Source organism: Bacillus sp. SD088 (genome assembly GCF_017355205.1).
Taxonomy (GTDB): Bacteria; Bacillota; Bacilli; order Bacillales; family Bacillaceae_C; genus Lederbergia.
Genome location: NZ_JADIJK010000029.1, coordinates 20,420 through 38,318, shown reverse-complemented (window position 1 = coordinate 38,318; position 17,899 = coordinate 20,420). Strand labels below are relative to the sequence as shown.

Annotated in this window: 12 protein-coding genes; all 12 read right to left on the bottom strand. The window is 39.0% G+C overall.

Annotation, left to right across the window (positions count from 1 at the left end; genetic code table 11):
* Nucleotides 1–128 precede the first annotated feature (128 nt).
* Nucleotides 129–1,268 (bottom strand): ROK family transcriptional regulator, encoded by a 1,140-nt coding sequence (locus IPU53_RS20610; protein ID WP_207452887.1) that lies wholly within the window; start codon nucleotides 1,266–1,268, stop codon nucleotides 129–131.
* A 229-nt stretch (nucleotides 1,269–1,497) separates the two neighbouring features.
* Entirely contained in the window at nucleotides 1,498–2,442 is a 945-nt protein-coding gene (locus tag IPU53_RS20605) for a formylglycine-generating enzyme family protein (RefSeq protein WP_207452886.1), read from the bottom strand.
* Nucleotides 2,443–2,859: 417 nt separating this feature from the next.
* A complete protein-coding gene (locus IPU53_RS20600) occupies nucleotides 2,860–3,585 on the bottom strand; it encodes a GntR family transcriptional regulator (protein ID WP_207452885.1) in 726 nt (241 codons plus the stop codon).
* Nucleotides 3,586–3,600: 15 nt separating this feature from the next.
* Nucleotides 3,601–4,356, bottom strand: a complete 756-nt coding sequence (gene dagF, locus IPU53_RS20595) for a 2-dehydro-3-deoxy-phosphogluconate aldolase (RefSeq protein ID WP_207452884.1) — start codon at nucleotides 4,354–4,356, stop codon at nucleotides 3,601–3,603.
* Between the two features lies 1 nt (nucleotide 4,357).
* Entirely contained in the window at nucleotides 4,358–5,461 is a 1,104-nt protein-coding gene (locus IPU53_RS20590) for a DgaE family pyridoxal phosphate-dependent ammonia lyase (RefSeq protein WP_207452883.1), read from the bottom strand.
* Complete coding sequence (locus IPU53_RS20585) at nucleotides 5,439–6,569, bottom strand: amidohydrolase/deacetylase family metallohydrolase (protein WP_396019968.1); 1,131 nt, start codon at nucleotides 6,567–6,569, stop codon at nucleotides 5,439–5,441. The genes IPU53_RS20590 and IPU53_RS20585 overlap by 23 nt, the downstream gene beginning before the upstream one ends.
* 79 nt (nucleotides 6,570–6,648) lie before the next feature.
* Nucleotides 6,649–7,650, bottom strand: coding sequence for a zinc-dependent alcohol dehydrogenase family protein (locus IPU53_RS20580; protein ID WP_207452881.1), 1,002 nt, complete (start codon nucleotides 7,648–7,650; stop codon nucleotides 6,649–6,651).
* Nucleotides 7,651–7,829: 179 nt separating this feature from the next.
* On the bottom strand, nucleotides 7,830–8,975 hold the full coding sequence (locus tag IPU53_RS20575; protein ID WP_207452880.1) for an oligogalacturonate lyase family protein: 1,146 nt from the start codon (nucleotides 8,973–8,975) through the stop codon (nucleotides 7,830–7,832).
* 51 nt (nucleotides 8,976–9,026) lie between these two features.
* A complete protein-coding gene (locus IPU53_RS20570; protein ID WP_396019967.1) occupies nucleotides 9,027–10,391 on the bottom strand; it encodes a sulfatase-like hydrolase/transferase in 1,365 nt (454 codons plus the stop codon).
* A complete protein-coding gene (locus IPU53_RS20565) occupies nucleotides 10,363–13,626 on the bottom strand; it encodes a glycosyl hydrolase (RefSeq protein ID WP_207452878.1) in 3,264 nt (1,087 codons plus the stop codon). Before IPU53_RS20565 ends, IPU53_RS20570 begins: the two co-directional genes overlap by 29 nt.
* Nucleotides 13,627–13,712: 86 nt before the next feature.
* Entirely contained in the window at nucleotides 13,713–16,061 is a 2,349-nt protein-coding gene (locus IPU53_RS20560; RefSeq protein WP_207452877.1) for a helix-turn-helix transcriptional regulator, read from the bottom strand.
* Nucleotides 16,062–16,304: 243 nt separating this feature from the next.
* Nucleotides 16,305–17,831 (bottom strand): extracellular solute-binding protein, encoded by a 1,527-nt coding sequence (locus IPU53_RS20555; RefSeq protein WP_242698469.1) that lies wholly within the window; start codon nucleotides 17,829–17,831, stop codon nucleotides 16,305–16,307.
* Between the last annotated feature and the right edge of the window lie 68 nt (nucleotides 17,832–17,899).

Here is a 17,899-nt window from a genome sequence, read left to right as displayed (position 1 = left end):
CCAGCTTTCTGTATTTCTTGTATGTTATATATATTGTAACACACTTTATACCAAAATGGTCTAAAGTGGTTAAAAAATAAAAAGTAAGACCCAATAGTCCTACTTTTTTAAAAAATAGTGATACTTGTTCATTCAAAAAAATGATCAAATACCTGAATAGCCGCGCCAATGCTTGTAGCATTTTCACCAAGTACTCCTTTACGAATCGTGATGCCATGAAGACGGGAACCAATATGCTTTTGTATGGATTGAAGAACTTTATCATAGTACTTTGCATCATGGTACATTAATGTCCCGTGTAATACCACGGTGTCCGGGTGTAAGACCTGGATCATATTAGCAATGCCAATACCGTAATAATGAGCGGATTCCATGATGATTTCTCTCACTAATGGTTCTTTATTGTTGAACAAATCATCGATTGTTGAAGGTCTACCTTTAGATGCCAAATGGTTCAGCATTGCTTCGAAAGAAACATAAGCTTTTAAACACCCTTTACTTCCACAAGTGCAGTCCCTGCCATCTGCTTCAATGATAATATGTTCGTAGGAAGTGGCATCCCCTTGCTTCTGATTAAATAAGCGGCCTTCTTGAATATAGCCACAACGAATACCATAACCGCTGATGCAATATAAAATATTTTCTTCATGATCATTGCGGATATAATATTCTGCTAAGACCCCCGTATTGGCCCCATTATTTAAAATAACAGGAACCGAAAATCTTTTATGTAAAATTTCTCCAATCTGGACATCTTTCCATCCTTCAGCTGGAAAGGATTCAGGGTTCAAGATGACACCATTTTCTCTATCAATTGGTCCGACAGCACCAATCCCAATCCCTAATAGAGAGGAAATTTGGTGACGGTTCATAAGGGAATCAATCATATCGATAATGCTTGCAATTGTCACTTGAGGAGTATGCAGCTTCAAGAATGGAAAACGGTCCTTCCCTATAATTTCATAATGAAGGTTTAGGAGCATCACCCTTACATCCGTACGAGCAATTTCTACACCGATCAAATAGGCTGCATTTGGAACGCTTTCATATAATACTGGCGGCCTTCCCCCAGTTGGTTGTCCAAATCCTGCTTGGTGAATTAAATTCCGATCCGTCAATTCCGCCAACATCCGCGTCATCGTTGTATTCGGGACATGAAATTCCTTTAGTAACTCAGCCTTTGATGTTCTTCCTTGTCTATGAATATACTTATACAGAACCTTTTTCAATTGATTTTTTTCACTTTTATCGCTTAAAAAATCCCGCATCTCCCTTTCCCCCTCCTCATCTAAAACCGTGTAAACCAATTCATTTTATATGCTATTAACATGATAGTACTTTATATTTGAGGAGTGTCAAGTTTTACCCATACAAGATCGTACCTTAACCCAACATAAGTTTCGTGACGAGTAGCTTTCTCAACACAACGAACCTTCAGAATCAGTGCTTGCTCAAACACATTTTCTGAAGGTTCATTTTTAAATATCCACAGCAAAGTTAGTTTACGTCTCCTACGCATCGGAAACCGATATTTCCAGTGGAGCTGTCAGGAGTGTTAGAGCTCCTGGCAGCGACTCTATAACGATTGCAATAGGACTTATGACAAAGGTAAGAACCGCCGCGCATTGATTTATTGCTTCCCTTTTCAGGCCCTGTGGGATTATTTGAACTATGTTTTAAATGGTAGGTAGGGCTAAACCAATCATCACACCATTCCCACACATTTCCAACCATATTATATAATCCATAACCATTCGGAGAAAAACTATCAACAGGGCAAGTCCCTATATATCCATCTGCTTTGGTGTTTTTCACAGGAAATTTCCCTTGCCAGATATTACATTGATGCTTGCCATTGAGGATTAGTTCATCTCCCCATGGATATTTCTTTTGAGTGAGTCCACCACGGGCCGCGTATTCCCATTCCGCTTCTGTTGGTAGTCGTTTTCCGCTCCATTTGCAGTAGGCTTCAGCATCATTCCATGAAATATGGGAAACAGGGTGATTCACCCGATCTTGAATAGTCGAATCTGCCCCCTCTGGATGCCGCCAGTAAGCCCCTTCTACAGGAACCCACCATGGAACTCCTACAGGCCGTTGAGATATTTGATGTAATGTTTCTTCTGATAAAAATAAATGAAAAACGAATGACCAGCCAAATTGCTCAGCCTCTGTCACATACCCCGTTTCGTCTACAAATTGTTCAAACTGCTCATTTGTTACAGCATATTGGTCCATATAAAATGGATCAAGCTGAACCTTTCTTATCGGCCCTTCACCATCAGCTGGAAAACCTTCTTTATCTTCCGTCCCCATTAAAAATTCTCCACCCTCAATAAGGACCATATTTTCTTTAAAAAAGTCAATTTTTTCTTTTATCTCCGTATTGGTCGAATGTACTTTTTCACCATTACGGTCTTGGACTTGACAACAGGATTTCATCCCCTGCACCTCCAACCAATAGATTTACTTTTACAGCGCTATCAAAATAGTATTCCGATTTATTATAACATGATTTAATAGACTGCAAAGTAATCATCTCTACTAAATATCTTAAAATTTATCTTTTCACAATAATTTCGGTGCACCAGCAGTCTCGCTTTACTGCCATTTTACCCCAGAATACTTTTTAAATCCTTGTATGCTTTTCACAATAGCCTCTATCTCACTTAAGTTAGTATGGTCTTGTTCCAAAATAATGTATAAAGGGTTAATCAATGTTGACTTACGCAAGCAGAAACCGTAAATTTGCTAGACGCTGGAACTAGATTAGGGCAGTGTATCCCCCTCACCTACGCTCCTCCGTATTCCCTAAATCCTTGAGGTGGGGGGATTACTGCCTGTTAATGCGTGACAAACTTATCCATCATAATTCACAATATAATGATGCTCCCCAGTGTTATAATAACCTACACTGTATTCGATCAGATTTCCTTGATCATCAAATGAATAGCGCATTCTCTTTAATAAAAAAGTTCCTTTTTCTACACCTAAATGTTTCTCCACATACTCAGGGGCAGGGGCAACAGCAAATTGATCTTGGAATTTAGTTAAATACATCCCTTGTTCTGTAATAAGTTGATATAGAGAATGATCATAAACTTCGGATAGTTCCAGTTTCTTAAGTTGATTCGATAAGTAATGACTAAAATGAATATAAGGAGCACCATCTAGCTGGTATAGCCGCTCAATATAAAGACATGAATCCCCTAATTGTTTTGCAATCTCTTGCTCCTGAAGATTGTGTTCAAGCTCTGTTTTTAATACTTTCTTATGAATTTTATAGCCTTCTTCAACTAGAAATTCTGTAAATCGTTTGCCAGTTGATAATTTGGATGCTAGTGTATTCCGAATCACTTTGGTGCCCTTCCCACTTTTCTTTTCAAGAAATCCCTCTTGAACAAGCTCTTCGATTGCTTTGCGGATCGTAATTTTACTTACAGCAAATTCATTTTCCAATTCCGTTTCTGAAGGAATGTTCATTTGCTTCGGGTAAACACCATGTAAGATTCGATCTCTCATAGTATCACGGATTTGTAAATATAACGGTCCCTTTTTTCGGGATATATTCACGGATGAAAACACGACCTTTCCTTCTACTTATGCTCTAGTATCCACCAATCCTTTAACAATTGCTAATAACTCACGAACATCGGCAATTTTTGTTTCGCCTGTATTTTTATCGATAATTGAAGAATACACATGCGGAATGACAATCGGAACATCGGCTTCAAGCGCAATCCGCAAAATCGCTGCAAAATTCGCTTTGTCAATTCCCCCCGTAGGCTCTAATGCAAATTGTTCTTCTCCACAAGCTTTGGCGACAGCACGGTATTCTTCCTCACAGCTTAACCCTTTCATCGGAAAATATTTCAAAGCATTCCCGCCCATGTCACGAACAAGTGCAATCGCTGCTTTAACGGGTACAATCGCATTTTCTACCGCCTCACCACTAATCGGTCCAGTTGAAATATTGACATAGCCAACTTTTCCTGTCGGAGAAACCAAACTATTAATCCAGCTATCTTTCTCACCAAGATTCGCTCGAGTCGCACCCACACTTGGAAAGACTTGATTAATATGTGTCCCGGGATAATGCTTGGCAATTTCAGCCACAACAGAAGATTGGCGGCTATCACCAGCCCCTAGACCAATGGAGACAGCATCTTCAATTTCTTCCCCATATTTTTTCATTGCCGTTACCGCTTCTCCAACGCTTGGATAGTCTTTGGAGAGCACTCCAATCAGCGCATAGCCTTCTGCCGCTGTAAAAATCTCTTTCGCATTTCCTACACTATTTGCAAGGACATTTAATCCTACGCGTCCTTTATAGAGTCGTTTTGTCATATTGGTCATATTATTTCCCTCCTATAATAGTACGTAATTGCTGCTCGATTACATCAATATCATCACCCTGCAAAGGACGTGGATCAATATCAAAGAAGCCTTGTTTCACACCATAATCCCGCGTATAAATCGCGATCTCTCCTTCTTTCAGAGCAACGTTTACTTCTTCCGCACTTTTGTTTGTTTGTTTTTCATCAATATGAATACGAGCACGAAAGATTGCTCTTCCCGCTTCATCTTGAACAATTGTCACATTGACACCATCTATTTCGGTCAAGGACATTAATACTTGTAAAACTTCTCTTTCTTGTTCACTTGTATCTTTCTTCTCCCCATATTCATCTAAGGCTTGCAGTAAGCCAAAGCTCGCTTCTTTTCCCACTTTCATACTGCGGCCAATACAATGTAATTGTACTTTCAACCATTCAATATATTCTCTCCTTCCCCCCACGATTCCTGAAGTGGGTCCTTCTATTGCCTTAGAGCCACTATAAATCGCAAGGTCAGAATAGCGAATATATTTCTGTAAATCTTCCTCTGCTGCAGCATCGACAATCAGTGGAATTTGATTTCGCTGGGCCACTTCCCATGCTTCCTCAACAGAGATCATATTTTTCTGAACGGCATGATGGGATTTTACATAGAGGATAGCTGCCGTATTTTCTCCGATTGCCGATTCAATATGTTCAGCTTTCCCCTCATTGGCATAGCCCACTTCCACAAGCTTTCCTCCACCTAAATAAACCATTGTTTCAACAGGTGCTCCATATTGCACATTATGGCCTTTTAACATAATCACTTCACTTTGAGCGATCGGATCTTGATGGAGTCGTTCACTTTTTCGGCGATTGCCTTTCGTGACGAGTGCTGCAACAGAAAGTGCGATCCCACTGGATGCAGAATTGACAATTACAGCTGCCTCTGAACCCAGGATATCAGCAATATAATCACCGGCTTTATTTACTAAATCATCGATTTCTACATAGTTTTGACCACCTTTTTTCATTGCCTCCATAACGGTATCGGTTGGTGCAGAAACGCCAAGAATACTCATTCTTCCACTTGCATTAATAACGCGTTTTAAACCATATTTAACATTTAATGAATTCGTCACGTATTACCACTCCTTTTGCATTGATTTTCTTTTCACCGGTACGTTTTTCTCCTTGGGAATCTATCAATTCTATTGATCCGCCCTCGACTGTAAAAATTGTCAAGTTAGCCGTATCCCCTACTTGGATTCGCCCCAGCTCTGGTCTCTTTAACCAATCGGCCGCATGACTTGTTACAGATGCGATCACCTCTTCTAATGTATAGCCTAAATAAAGAAATTTAGATAATATATGGGCCATACTAAAAACAGGACCATTGATTCGATTTCCTCGATAGATATCTGTGCTAATCGTATGCAGGCCGATATGATGGCGCTTCGCAGCCTCTGCCACATTAAAGGAAAAACTAGCTGTTCCATGGCCGACATCAAGATGGATGCCACGTTGGATAGCATCCAAAAATTCAGGAAGTGGCTCTCCATTTTCATAAAAAAGATTATTCGACTTTCCGTTCAAATAATGAGTAAGCACATCTCCCTTTTTTAAAAGGGCGAGTACCTCTTCAATTTTTGGTGGAGCAGATCCGATATGAACCATCAATGGCAGTGATGTTTCGCTTGATAGCTGCCTAGCAATATGGAGAGGTTCTATCCCGCTCTCTCCCACAACACTACTACTGATACGTGCCTTTAATCCAACAATCTTATCCGCATACTGCTGAATGGCTTGCATCACTTTATCATGATCAATCCATTCAAGCCGGGATAACTCGTCCACCCTCTCTAAGCCAATCCTAGATATATTTAAGAAGGCAAGTAAGTTTGTCTCATTTCTTTCACCATCAGCCAATAAATCGGCAATGCGATCTGCACCACAACTCCCCGCATCGACGATCGTTGTCACGCCTTGCTTAACCCCGATTTCATCAATCTGATCCCCATATGGATCAAATTCTGGAAAAGCATGGACATGTAAATCAATCCAGCCACTAGACACATAATGCCCTGTTAGATCGATGACCTTTTCGCCTTGTCCTTTCCCTGGCGCAGTTACATGGGAAATTTTTCCTTCCCGTAAAACGATATCTCCTTCTTCTTCATTCACAAATTTAAGATTTTGTAATACGAGCTGCCGTTCCAAGAAAATCCCTCCTCTAACTAGTCCTTTCATAACATTATAATGTTATTATAGCAAAAAAAAGCTGTCTAGCGTAAAAAATCTAGACAGCCTTTAAATGAAATTACATAATTTAAATCTTAATTTGCACTTTTAATAAATCTGGCTCTCGTGGACCTTCCAATAATGAGATCGTTTCATCTAACGAAATCGTTTTAGAAATAAGTGGTTGGACATCAATCCGCTTTTCCTTCAACCAGTTAAAAGCAGGGATAAACGTATGATTAATCGCCATTGTCCCAATTAGGGTCCAGTCTTTATGATAGAGATCAAATGGGTTCACCTTTATCGAGGCATCTGCTGGCGTCACACCAAATTGAAGATATTTGCCAACAGGTCCTGTAAAGGGAATAGCCTGCTCAATAACAGCTGGAATCCCTGTCGCATCGACAACAATATCAAATCCCCTTGGCTGCAATTCTCGAACCTGATCAAGTTCTTCACTCGTAAATGTATGGGTTGCTCCCCATTCTTTCGCCATTTTTAGCTTTTCTTCAGATAAGTCTACAACAGCAAGCATGGATGCCCCGGCTGCTTTCAATGATTGAATGAGTTGTTGTCCCATTGCACCTGCACCAAATAATAAAACCTGATCTCCTACCTTTAACTGGAGGCGATGCATAGCATAGACAACACAAGCAAGTGGTTCGATAAAAGCCCCTTCCTCAAAAGTCATCTCATCTGGCAATCGTACCAGGTTTTCATAGGGTACCTTTACATATTCAGCCATACTGCCATTGACTGTATTTCCCACAGCTCCCCAATTTTCACAGTGATTACCTCTATTTGTTAAACAATAAGAACATTTTCCACAAAACAGCGATGGATCTGCCGCTACTCTCTCTCCAGTTGAAAATCCTGGTACATCTTCTCCAAGCTCATGAATAATCCCTGAAAACTCATGCCCAGGTATAATCGGGTATGGGGATAAAAATTCCCCCTTATAAATATGTACATCCGTGCCACAAATCCCAACCTGCTTTACTTCGATCGTAACTTCTCCTCGGCCAGGTTTGGGATAAGGAACATCCTTGATTACAGCTTGTCCCGGCTTCTCAACGACTAACGCCTTCATCTTTTCACCTCATTATTTTTGATCAGTTCATCTTCAAGATACTTTACACTCTTTATTCTTGAAAAAAGCGATTCTTCCTGCTTAATATTAAAATATGTTTCTTAATCAAAGTGAAAGACCCTAAAAAGTTAAACAGCTAGCTTTTTAGAATCAATAACACTTATAAGAAGATTACTATTTCACTCCTCCGTAACATAATCAGGCAGTGAATGAAAATTCTTCGGCAAATCAACCAAATACAAATTTCCATAACCATTTTTATCGCTTGTAAAGAGCAGCTTATTACCATCTGGCCTAAATCGCGGATGGGCATGGACCTTTTGCACATGGAAACTACAACGGTGTTCACATAACACTTTAGGATTCGTAAATTTCCCGTTCACTTGACTCCATACAATTAGTTTATTCAGTGGGGACCTGCCATCGACAACGATTTTGGAAAAGTCATTAGATTGGGCATGCCAATTACGAAAAGGAAATTCCACTTCTTCCATTTGCTGATTATCATAGCTTATTTTGCCAAAAAAAGCCGTTCCATTGGCCCGAAATCCATGATAACCAATCGTCTCCCCATCTGTATGCCAGTATTCATGGCCCACCATTTCCCTCTCTTCTTTTCGCTCGCGAATTTTCCATACTTCGCCTGTCTTCAGGTCCAATCCCCAAATACGATGGTCGACCAATTGCCATGGCCCTTCATGGCAAAAAGTGATTAGGTTCTTTTTTGTTGGAGAAGTATTGATATGTGTAATAAAGTTCTCTTCCTCGAAAACGACCTTAGCTTTTTGATCCACAATAGAAATCTGCAGTATTTGTGATTTGGGCTTGGCTTCCATTAGTTCACGATGACCGATATAACCATTCTTCAGATCGATTTGAATCTGATTTGAAAAATCTTCCCTCATACATGTAATCAAATATTTCCCATCTGCTGTACAATTAAGATTTCCACCAATCAGATCTTCTGGTCCTTCGTAAATCATTTTTTCTTTCAATGTCTGGAGATCAATCTCCATTATCTTATTTTTCCTGCGAAAATAAGCCTTCGTCTCATCAGGATGCAAACAAGCAGACATATCATAAGTAGTGTCATAATCAGTTAGCTGAATCATCTTCCCAGTCTGTAAATCAATCTGAAATAAATTGGTTTTATTCTCTCGATCTGAGCAAAACAATAACTTTTGTCCATCTTCATACCAACCATTTTCTGTAAAATATAAATGATGACTATGTCCTAAATAATCTGTTAATTGTGTGACCTGAACACCGGTAAATCGATCCTTATATTGCGACCATTCAGGTGACCAAATTTTTCCCTTTCCCATTTCTTAGCCTCCTATTGAAATTCCTTTTTATCATTTTCGTACAAACATAGTCTATAGAGTAATCTCTCGTTCATTCACTTTCCGCTGGCCACTTCCTCTAATAGGCGCTGGCTTAATCGTCGGATGTTCAGATTCGACTTCTGCAATCCGACGAAGTAAACGTTCTCTTAATTTGCTTGTTACCTCTTGATGTGATTTGAGTCCAATCAGATTCGTTAATTCATAGGGATCCGCTTCTAAGTCATAAAGAAACTCTTCAACATAATGATCGGATTGAGCATCATGCACGGGATCTTTTGTTGGATCAGAGACACTATATTTCCACTTTTTGGTACGGATCGCTCTTCCTACCTGTGCCTCACTAATCTGGATAAAGACTTCCTCCTGCCATTTTTCGTTATATCCGCGAACAAGAGGTAAAATCGAATGTCCCATCATTTCTTTGGGAACTTCCAGTCCAGCCGCATCAATTAAGGTTGGCGGGAAATCGATTAAGCTGACTAGTTCCTTTTTTTGTCCTCCTTGTCGGAATCCGGGCCCTGTAATCGCTGTTGGAATACGAATAGAGCTTTCATGACAGGAACGCTTATATTCCTTATTCCTTGTTTTAAAATGACAGCCATGATCTGAAGTAAATAAGATAATTGTATTTTCATATAAATGTAGACTTTTCAATGCATCCATTAGTCTCCCAAATGCTTCATCTAAACGTTTTACCATTCCATAATACCCGGCTAAATGCTGTGGAGCCGTGCCACCAAGGGCAGCAAGATCAGGCGGTGTCCACTTCGATGTATATCTTTCGCGATATCCGTCAGGAGCCGGATAATCATCAATATTATTTTGATGATGTGGTTCAAGATAAGAAATAAAAAGAAAAAACGGATCATTTTGATGTTGATCAATATAACGAATAGCCGCATCTGTCAGCGCGTCAACTCGATAGCCTGGCAACTCCACAGGTTCACAATCATTGTTATAAAGAGTAGTTTGATAAGCTTCAGATGTGTGTTCCAGAGCATTCGAAGCTAACCAATAATCATACCCTCCCCTTCTCGCTGCACTCACTGGTTCCTCAGCAGCAAGGTGCCATTTGCCGATATAGCCTGTTTGATAACTAGCCTTCTTAAATTGCTGAGCTAATGTTGCTGTATCAGGGGGTAAAGGGACCCCATTATGATAACATCCTGTTTGTGTTGGATAATGTCCAGACTGAAAGGCAGAACGAGCGGGTCCACAAACAGGCTGGCAGGTAAAGCTATTATAAAGATGTGTTCCTTCCTGAGCCATCTGATCAAAGTTAGGTGTTAGATCAAGCGGATTGCCATGAACACCTGTTGTATCCCAACGTTGCTGATCTGTGAAAAACACGACGACATTTGGTCGATTATTTCTTTGTTTGCTCAATTGTTTCACTTCCTTTATTGAAATTCCTCGTTTTTCGTACATCTTTCAGTGTATGTGTCTCGTCATCAAAGTATTTGCCTTCTAATAGGCCAACAAGTGTATTCGTCACTTTCACATCAATCACATTTTCTCCTTCTGACAGAATACTTGTTTTTCCCTCCCATCTGTATGGTGACCATGCTTTGACTCCAAGTGAATGACCATTTACCACGACTTCGGCACATTCATGGAAATGCTCAAACTCGGAAAATTGCAATGCAAAGTCAGCTGTTGCTGGAAGGCTATTAAGATGAATTTTTCTTTGGAAATGCACTTTACCCGCATAATAAGGTAATCCTTTATATGGTCCAATTAGCGCTGGGGAGTTTCTAGGTAATTCTGTCAAGATTGGCTGGAGAGCATTAGTAAACTCAACTCCAAAGTCTCCTTTTATATAAAGTGGGTCGACAACTCCCTGCCAATCATGATGAATCTTTCCTTTTATTTCGATTGTATTTGTCCCCTTTTTAATCAACGAGCAAATATCGCAAACGGCATTATGATGATCGTAAACAAATTCTCGTTGGAAACGATCCTGCTCCAGAAGGGATCCATTAATAAAAATAGCCAATTCCCCTTGAATTGCATGAGTATCCATTACCAATGAACAGTAAGTAGGAAACTCCTCGACTTCAAAGGTAGACTGATAGCAAACATCGATTGGATAAGCCATCTTTACCTTCATTGGTGTTCCAAATGTTTGCTTAAACTTTACCGGTAATGCTTGTTTCTCGGCTAAGTCCTCACATTGATCAATAAATGTCTTTGCCTGAATAGGAGAATGAGCTATTCCTTGTCCGGGCAAATGGAGAGTAAATTCCGCCAATCTAAGCATATTCTCCTGTAGTGGGCTCACAATCCAATCATCAGCAGCATTTATTTCCAAAATATCTGATTCATTCTCAACGAGCGAGTTTTCGATTGCTACCTTGTTTTGCATTTGAATAACATAAGATTGATAAGGAGAAAATTCCAAATCTACTTTCCAATGATCTTCCATCCATTTAGCCGGTATTTGTTCACTTTGCCCGGTTTCCAGATTTAATTTCGAAAAGCTACTATAATTGCGTTTGACAAAGAGTTCGGCTTGATGCGTATCCCCTTCTTGATTACTTATAAATATCATTTCTGATTCATCGTCAAATTGGCGGTGCTGCAATAAAAAGCACTTCGTATCATTTTGTACCTTGAACTGGACATCAGTTTGTAAAGATGAATCAAGAATTTTAAATAAAGCCTGTATTCTTTTTTGTAAAGATTGATTCACTGTGCAAGGAATGAAGAATGCATTGTTCTCTCCCTTCGTGTAATAGCTGAGCAGATCTTTCTCTTCCCCATTCCAAAAGTTAATCATTGCTTTAGGTGCTAGCCCAAAGGTTTGCTTAATTTCCGCAAACATCTCTTCATCTTCATCAATACTTTCATAAGGAAGAAGCCCATTAGCAATCACCACTCCACCTTCATCGATAAATTGCTTGATTTTCCTCCAAGCATCCGCTTCCACATTTGAAATGGGCGGAATAACTAAAACCTTATATCTTGCTTTTCCAACCATCATCTCTCCATTAGAAATCTCAGCTCTCGCAAGTAGTTCTGGATCAAGATGATCATAATCCTTATAATGGGTCGTTAATTCAATACACAGGTCTGCCCAATGACTCTTCAAATATTCAAGTTGCTCTTTTTCCGTTTCATCCTTTCCTGTATACGCAAAGGATGAAAATGGATTTCCCATATGTGTCCACAAGCTTGTGGTTGGGTCTAGCACAGCAATTGAGCGTACGGGAGTTCCTTCACTCATAAGATAACTCATTCTTGCTGTATAATCTCCTAGCATTCGATAATGCTGCCAATATGGGTTTTGCAAGAATTGAGACGGTGGCGCATCATGCTTCACCATCGCATCCACTGTATAAAAGAAAGCATGAAAATTAAAAAAGTTAACCCCAAATGCAGCTAAACGATCAATCATCCATTTCGCATCCTGTAGAGTCATTGACCAGCCGACACTATGGAAGCTTTCAATTAATGCTCGGTCCCTTCCAAGTTGCAGACTTAGAGAACTAATCATTTTAGGATTCGCTCGTAAACTATAAAAATATCGCTTTAAAATCCAGTCTAGTGATCGCCCTAGCTTTTCATGAGCACTATCGCCACCTGGAATATGGCTATAAGTTTGCGTTGCCATCCTGACAGACGGAACTTCCGCCACATAATCTAAGTCGTACTGTTCACACCAATCATGTACTTGCTTATGATAGGCTTCCCTGAAAAGAAGATGGTTGGCTTGGAAATAGTGATAGCGGATTTTCGGGGCTAAATCTCTATCTTGATAAAGAAGTAAATATAAATATTCCCGAATATCATAGCCATATTTTTCCTGTATAAATGAGACAAAACGCGGAGACCAAGGATAACGGCCTAACAAATGAATCTCATCAGTAAACATTCCTTTTATCGTTTTTCCAAAGTGCTTTTTCAATTTCTGTGCGTAGCGCTCATGAGTCAATTCTATAAAAGTCGTCATGGCCTCATGATGACAAGGATCTACAAAAGTCCCATAATATTTAAAATCATTGATTTCCCCTTCAAGAAAACAATGGAATTCCCACTCTCCACTAGGAGCAGTCCAATTCAACATTTTCTTGGGATTATAGGTAAAGAAACGCTTTTGATTATAAGCCGTGAGCCCTGTCTTTTGGTAGACTGGCTCCACCTGTATATTTCCGATGTGTTCTTTCACATTGATTGCCTCATGCCAAATAGGAGCTTTTGTCTGAGGATCTACTGGTACCGCCTTAGCAAACAACACTTTTCCCCACGGTAATTCGACTTCTACTTTTTCCCCGCCTCCTATTTTCTCCACAACATGTTGCAAAACAGACTGCTTAGCATCTGGATGTTCTAATGTCACTTCCCCACCAGCCATTCCACTTGGATACGGATATTCATCATATAGCCAAACATCAAGATGATATTTAGCCGCTACTTCAACGGCAAATTCCACTTTTCGAAACCATTCATCAGATAAATAAGGCACACTCATCCCTTGCCTAGCACATAAGAAAAAACCCGTCACTCGTTTTTCTGCCATCTCTGTTATTTGCTTTTCAATTTCCGAATCCGTTATTTCGCCATTCCAGAACCAGAATGGGTGAATTCCGTATTTGGAATCAGGATTTTGAAAAGTTGCCATATCTAGCATTTTGTCACCTCAAATGTTTTATAGTGTTTCATTCCCTTTCTCTATCGCCAATAATTCACATTGAAATCACCTTGTATCGCTTACTCCTACGAAATAAAACTCCCCTTTCTCTGATTTACTTTTCTGAATTCACTAGGCGTTACCCCTTCGCTTTTTTTGAAAAGTCGGTTAAAGTAGCTTGGCTTATATCCAATATGATCGGCAATTTGATTGATCTTAGCATCCGTTTTAATGAGAAGCTCTTTTGCTTTCATAAGCCGGATATTAGTAAGAAAGTCGATAAAGTTCCAGCCTGATACTTCCTTAAATACACGACTTAAAATAGTCGGATGCAAGTGAACCTGATCAGCACAATAGTCTAGGGAAATATCTTTCATATAATTCTCTTGCATAAAATGAACAACTTTTTCTACTACTATTCTCATTCTTTGATCTTGCTTTTGTGAGAGTTCCTGTATGATGACTCGTACAACCTTTTCTTCAAACCACCACCCCATTTCAATGGGATCATTTAAGTCAAAAAGCTGCTTATATAGTTGAACACCCTTATTCATAATACTTTCATCCATTAATCCAGCCTGTAAAGCGATCTGATGAATACTACTCAAGAGTTGAAGAGCACTTTGTTTGATTATAGCCGTACTAACGTTTCTCTCAGATAATGTCTGAAAAAATGATCTTAATCGCTTAATGGCTTCCTTTTCATTTCTCAGTCTGATCGCTTGTGTAATCTCTTTTTCTATATCAAATGGAAACTCAAATGGATTTTGTTGTAAAAACAATTGATCCATTTTCTCAATTTCAATAATTTGATTATAATCTTTCCATTTGCGAAGACTTAGGGAGTTTTTGGTTTCTTCGAAAATAGGGTGGATCTCTTTGATAGAATTCGTCATCCTACTAATTCCGATCACGACATCCATATGACAAATTTCATTTATGGATGTGATCATAGACTTACTAAGCTGATGAATTTTTGCTTCAACCTCCTCCTTTGCTTCTGCTTGTGGGATCGTAATAAATAAACCAAGGGAGAGATCGTGAAAATTAATGATTTGTCCAGAAACATCCACTTGATGCATTAACTCCTTTGTTACGTTTCCAGCTAAAAAGGTAACAAGTCCCTCGTCTCCCTCTAAAAATTTCCCTTGTAACTTAGATAAGCCAAACAATTGTACAAAAAGCAGCAAATACTTTTGCTCTTTTTTCCAACCAAAATGGTGAAAACGTTCCTGTAATTCCTTTTCTGTAAATGGAAATAAGTAGCCTTGAAAAAGCTGCATTAGAAAACCTTCTTTTAAATCAGGCAGCTGTCTTTCCAAACGGCTTCGTAAATCTTCACTCTCACTCGAAAGATGATTCCACTGATTTTCAATAAAATCAAACTCATTTTTCGTTGTATTTCCCCCATCATTTATTTTTTTTAGCAACGCTTCAATCGGAATGTATAATTTCTTAGAGGCAAATAAAGAAAGGAAAATAGCCGCCAATAATAAGGCTGAACAGAGAATAATGAATAGCTTCGATATAAATACAACTGGCGCTGTAATCGTTGTAAGCGGCGCTATCGAAACATAGTACCATTGATCACCAAGCCTGGAAAATGAATCATAGGTTACGGTGTATTCCATCTTGTCCAAATGGAATAAAAAGGGTTCCTTTTTTCCCGATTTTTCTTGTATTTCATTATAAACAGCCTTTTCCAACTTGCTTGGCTTCACTTGATTGGGATCAGTGAACATCCAATGGCTTTGATTACTGATTAGAAAAACTGAACCCGCCTCATACGGGGATTTAAGTAATTCAGCTAGCTTATCCTTATCCATGTAGACTAGGATGGATCCGTAAGAAGTGAATCTTGTATTTGTTATCTTATGGACTAACCCAAGCGATGCATATCGTCCTTTGTAATCCTGCTCCACTTCCAATAGTATTGGACTCCAAAATAAGCTATTATCACGAGATAAAAATTGCCGATAGGCAGGTAATTTTGAATCATTTATAAAACGATAACCACTTTTTGAGAAAACAATCGGTTCCTCTTGATCGATGAATAGCTCAACATGTCCGATAAATGGATTGGAATTTTCAATGTATAGGAGTGTTTTATATATTTGACGTACTTTCTTATAATCATTCTTTAAATCTATCTGTTCATAGTCTTCACCAAAGTTAACATCTGTAGCCCAATTAGCGAGTAGAAATTCCACATAGGAGAACTGCTCTTGGATAGAATCGATCGTTTTATATAGATGATTTTGATGAACTGTATGTAATTCTTTTTCCATCTGTGATTTACTAACGAAAAATAATATTACACCGATTAGAATGCCTGGAAGACTTGTGATCAAGAGGAATAAGATTAGGTTTCTTCGGTAGTGACCGTTAAATTGCAAACAATAGCTTGCAAACCTTTTACCAAATACATTTCTCAATTATTCCACCTCTTATTGTAAGCACTTTCAAATATATTACCATACTTTCAAGGAATATTTTAGAGGCGTTTTCCGACCATTTAAAAATCTCCATCGTTATACTTGCAAGTTTTTCAAAAAAAGTCTTGAGGCTGAGACAAAAGTGTTTTCACACAAGACCAAACCGAATTACTAGGTTCATATACCCCGCTCTGGAAGTATACTTCGCATTTTAGTTATGTCTCAGTCTCAAGATTGAGTATATTAACTTTCCCTCGCTTGATAAGATTCATTGATCTCTTCTGTCAGTGTTTTCATATCAGCATCATCCTTTAACTGTTCTACTAAATCATCCCATGCAGTAATAGGCTCTTTGCCTAAAATGATTTTCGTTTTTAGATCTTGAACTTTCTTTCTAAACTCTGGCAAATACGTGTTGCCTTTTTCTGAATAAAGCCCCATCCCAATATTTGGGACACTTGTTTTAGCCCTTTCGTCTTGGATTTCTTCATATAATTTCTGGGCATCTTCAGGGAAAGTCGGTTTCGTTGAGCTGGCATATGGATCGGAAACATAGACAATTTGATTGAAACTTCCAATTGAGTCCTTCTCCATCTTTTCCGTATCAATGACAACTTCGCCATCCTCCACCTGATGATGGATTCCCTCAATGCCTTGTTTATGCAAGATAAAGACATCATCTTCCATCCAACGATCAATCATCGCTAATATTTCTTTCATTTTCTCTTCAGATACAGATTTTGGAATGGCATTTCCCCCAGCAAACCCTGGGCCTTGCGGATTAAAGCCATTTATATTTGTAATTGGCAAAAGATCCGTGAACTCCAACTCCGGTTCGATTTGGATAATTTGTTCATAATAATCTTGCAATGCCCCCGCCTTCTCATTGATAATTCCTGCTTTTCCTGCTTTAAACATATCCTTCGCTTGACTATTCTGCAAAGATGCAAAATCCTCTGCTAGTAGTCCATCATTATAAGCATTCGCTAAATATTCAAGCGCATCGCGGGTTTCAGGAAGAAACACTGTATGAGTCAATTGACCATTCTCTTCTTTCCACTCCCCATTTACACCTGTAAAGATTCCTTCAAAGTTCCCCATTGCTCCCATATCTTCATCGCCAATATCACCAATAAATCCAAAAGTGTCATCCTTGCCATTATTATCAGGGTCTTTTTCTTTAAAAGCCTTCATTACTTCGTATAGTTCATCTGTATTTGTTGGCACTTCCATGTCAACCCGATCTAACCAATCCTTCCGAATAATAAAGAAAGTTTCCCCTTCAGCCGGTCTTGGTCGCGGGATAACATAATTGGCCCCATTCATTTTGGTTAAATCCCAAGCAATCTCTTCAATTCCATTTTTAATATTGGGATAATCGTCAATATAAGGTGAGACATCCCAAAAGGCTCCTTGATCTGCTGCCTGCCTGAAAACAGGACTAAATGGATCTGGGACTAACATCAATTCTGGCAGCTCTCCTGACGCCAATGTAACATTGAAACGGTCTCCATAGTTATTAGCTGACACCCAATCAATCTCTAATTTTGTATTGGTTGCTTTTTCGATCTCTTCTTTCACAGGAGCATCTTTGCTTGGTGGTGTTGGAGTAAAAAAGTGACTCATAATATGAATGTTAGTCGGTTCATCTGCTCCATTGTTGTTCTCCGTATTTTCGTCTTTCTTAGTCGTTGTTTTTTCGCCACCTCCACTACAGGCTGCCAATAGCATTATGAATAAAACGCTCAATAATATAAATCCCTTTTTCATCAAACCTCTCCCCCGTTTACATAAAGCTTATTTTTTTAACTATTATTATAGAAACAATCAAATAAGCA

Bases quoted from the DNA above. Each gene is read 5' to 3' on its own strand.
- IPU53_RS20610 (WP_207452887.1), bottom strand. From the start codon at position 1,268: ATGCGGGATTTTTTAAGCGATAAAAGTGAAAAAAATCAATTGAAAAAG.
- IPU53_RS20605 (WP_207452886.1), bottom strand. From the start codon at position 2,442: ATGAAATCCTGTTGTCAAGTCCAAGACCGTAATGGTGAAAAAGTACAT.
- dagF (WP_207452884.1), bottom strand. From the start codon at position 4,356: ATGACCAATATGACAAAACGACTCTATAAAGGACGCGTAGGATTAAAT.
- IPU53_RS20585 (WP_396019968.1), bottom strand. From the start codon at position 6,569: ATGAAAGGACTAGTTAGAGGAGGGATTTTCTTGGAACGGCAGCTCGTA.
- IPU53_RS20580 (WP_207452881.1), bottom strand. From the start codon at position 7,650: ATGAAGGCGTTAGTCGTTGAGAAGCCGGGACAAGCTGTAATCAAGGAT.
- IPU53_RS20575 (WP_207452880.1), bottom strand. From the start codon at position 8,975: ATGGGAAAGGGAAAAATTTGGTCACCTGAATGGTCGCAATATAAGGAT.
- IPU53_RS20565 (WP_207452878.1), bottom strand. From the start codon at position 13,626: ATGCTAGATATGGCAACTTTTCAAAATCCTGATTCCAAATACGGAATT.
- IPU53_RS20555 (WP_242698469.1), bottom strand. From the start codon at position 17,831: ATGAAAAAGGGATTTATATTATTGAGCGTTTTATTCATAATGCTATTG.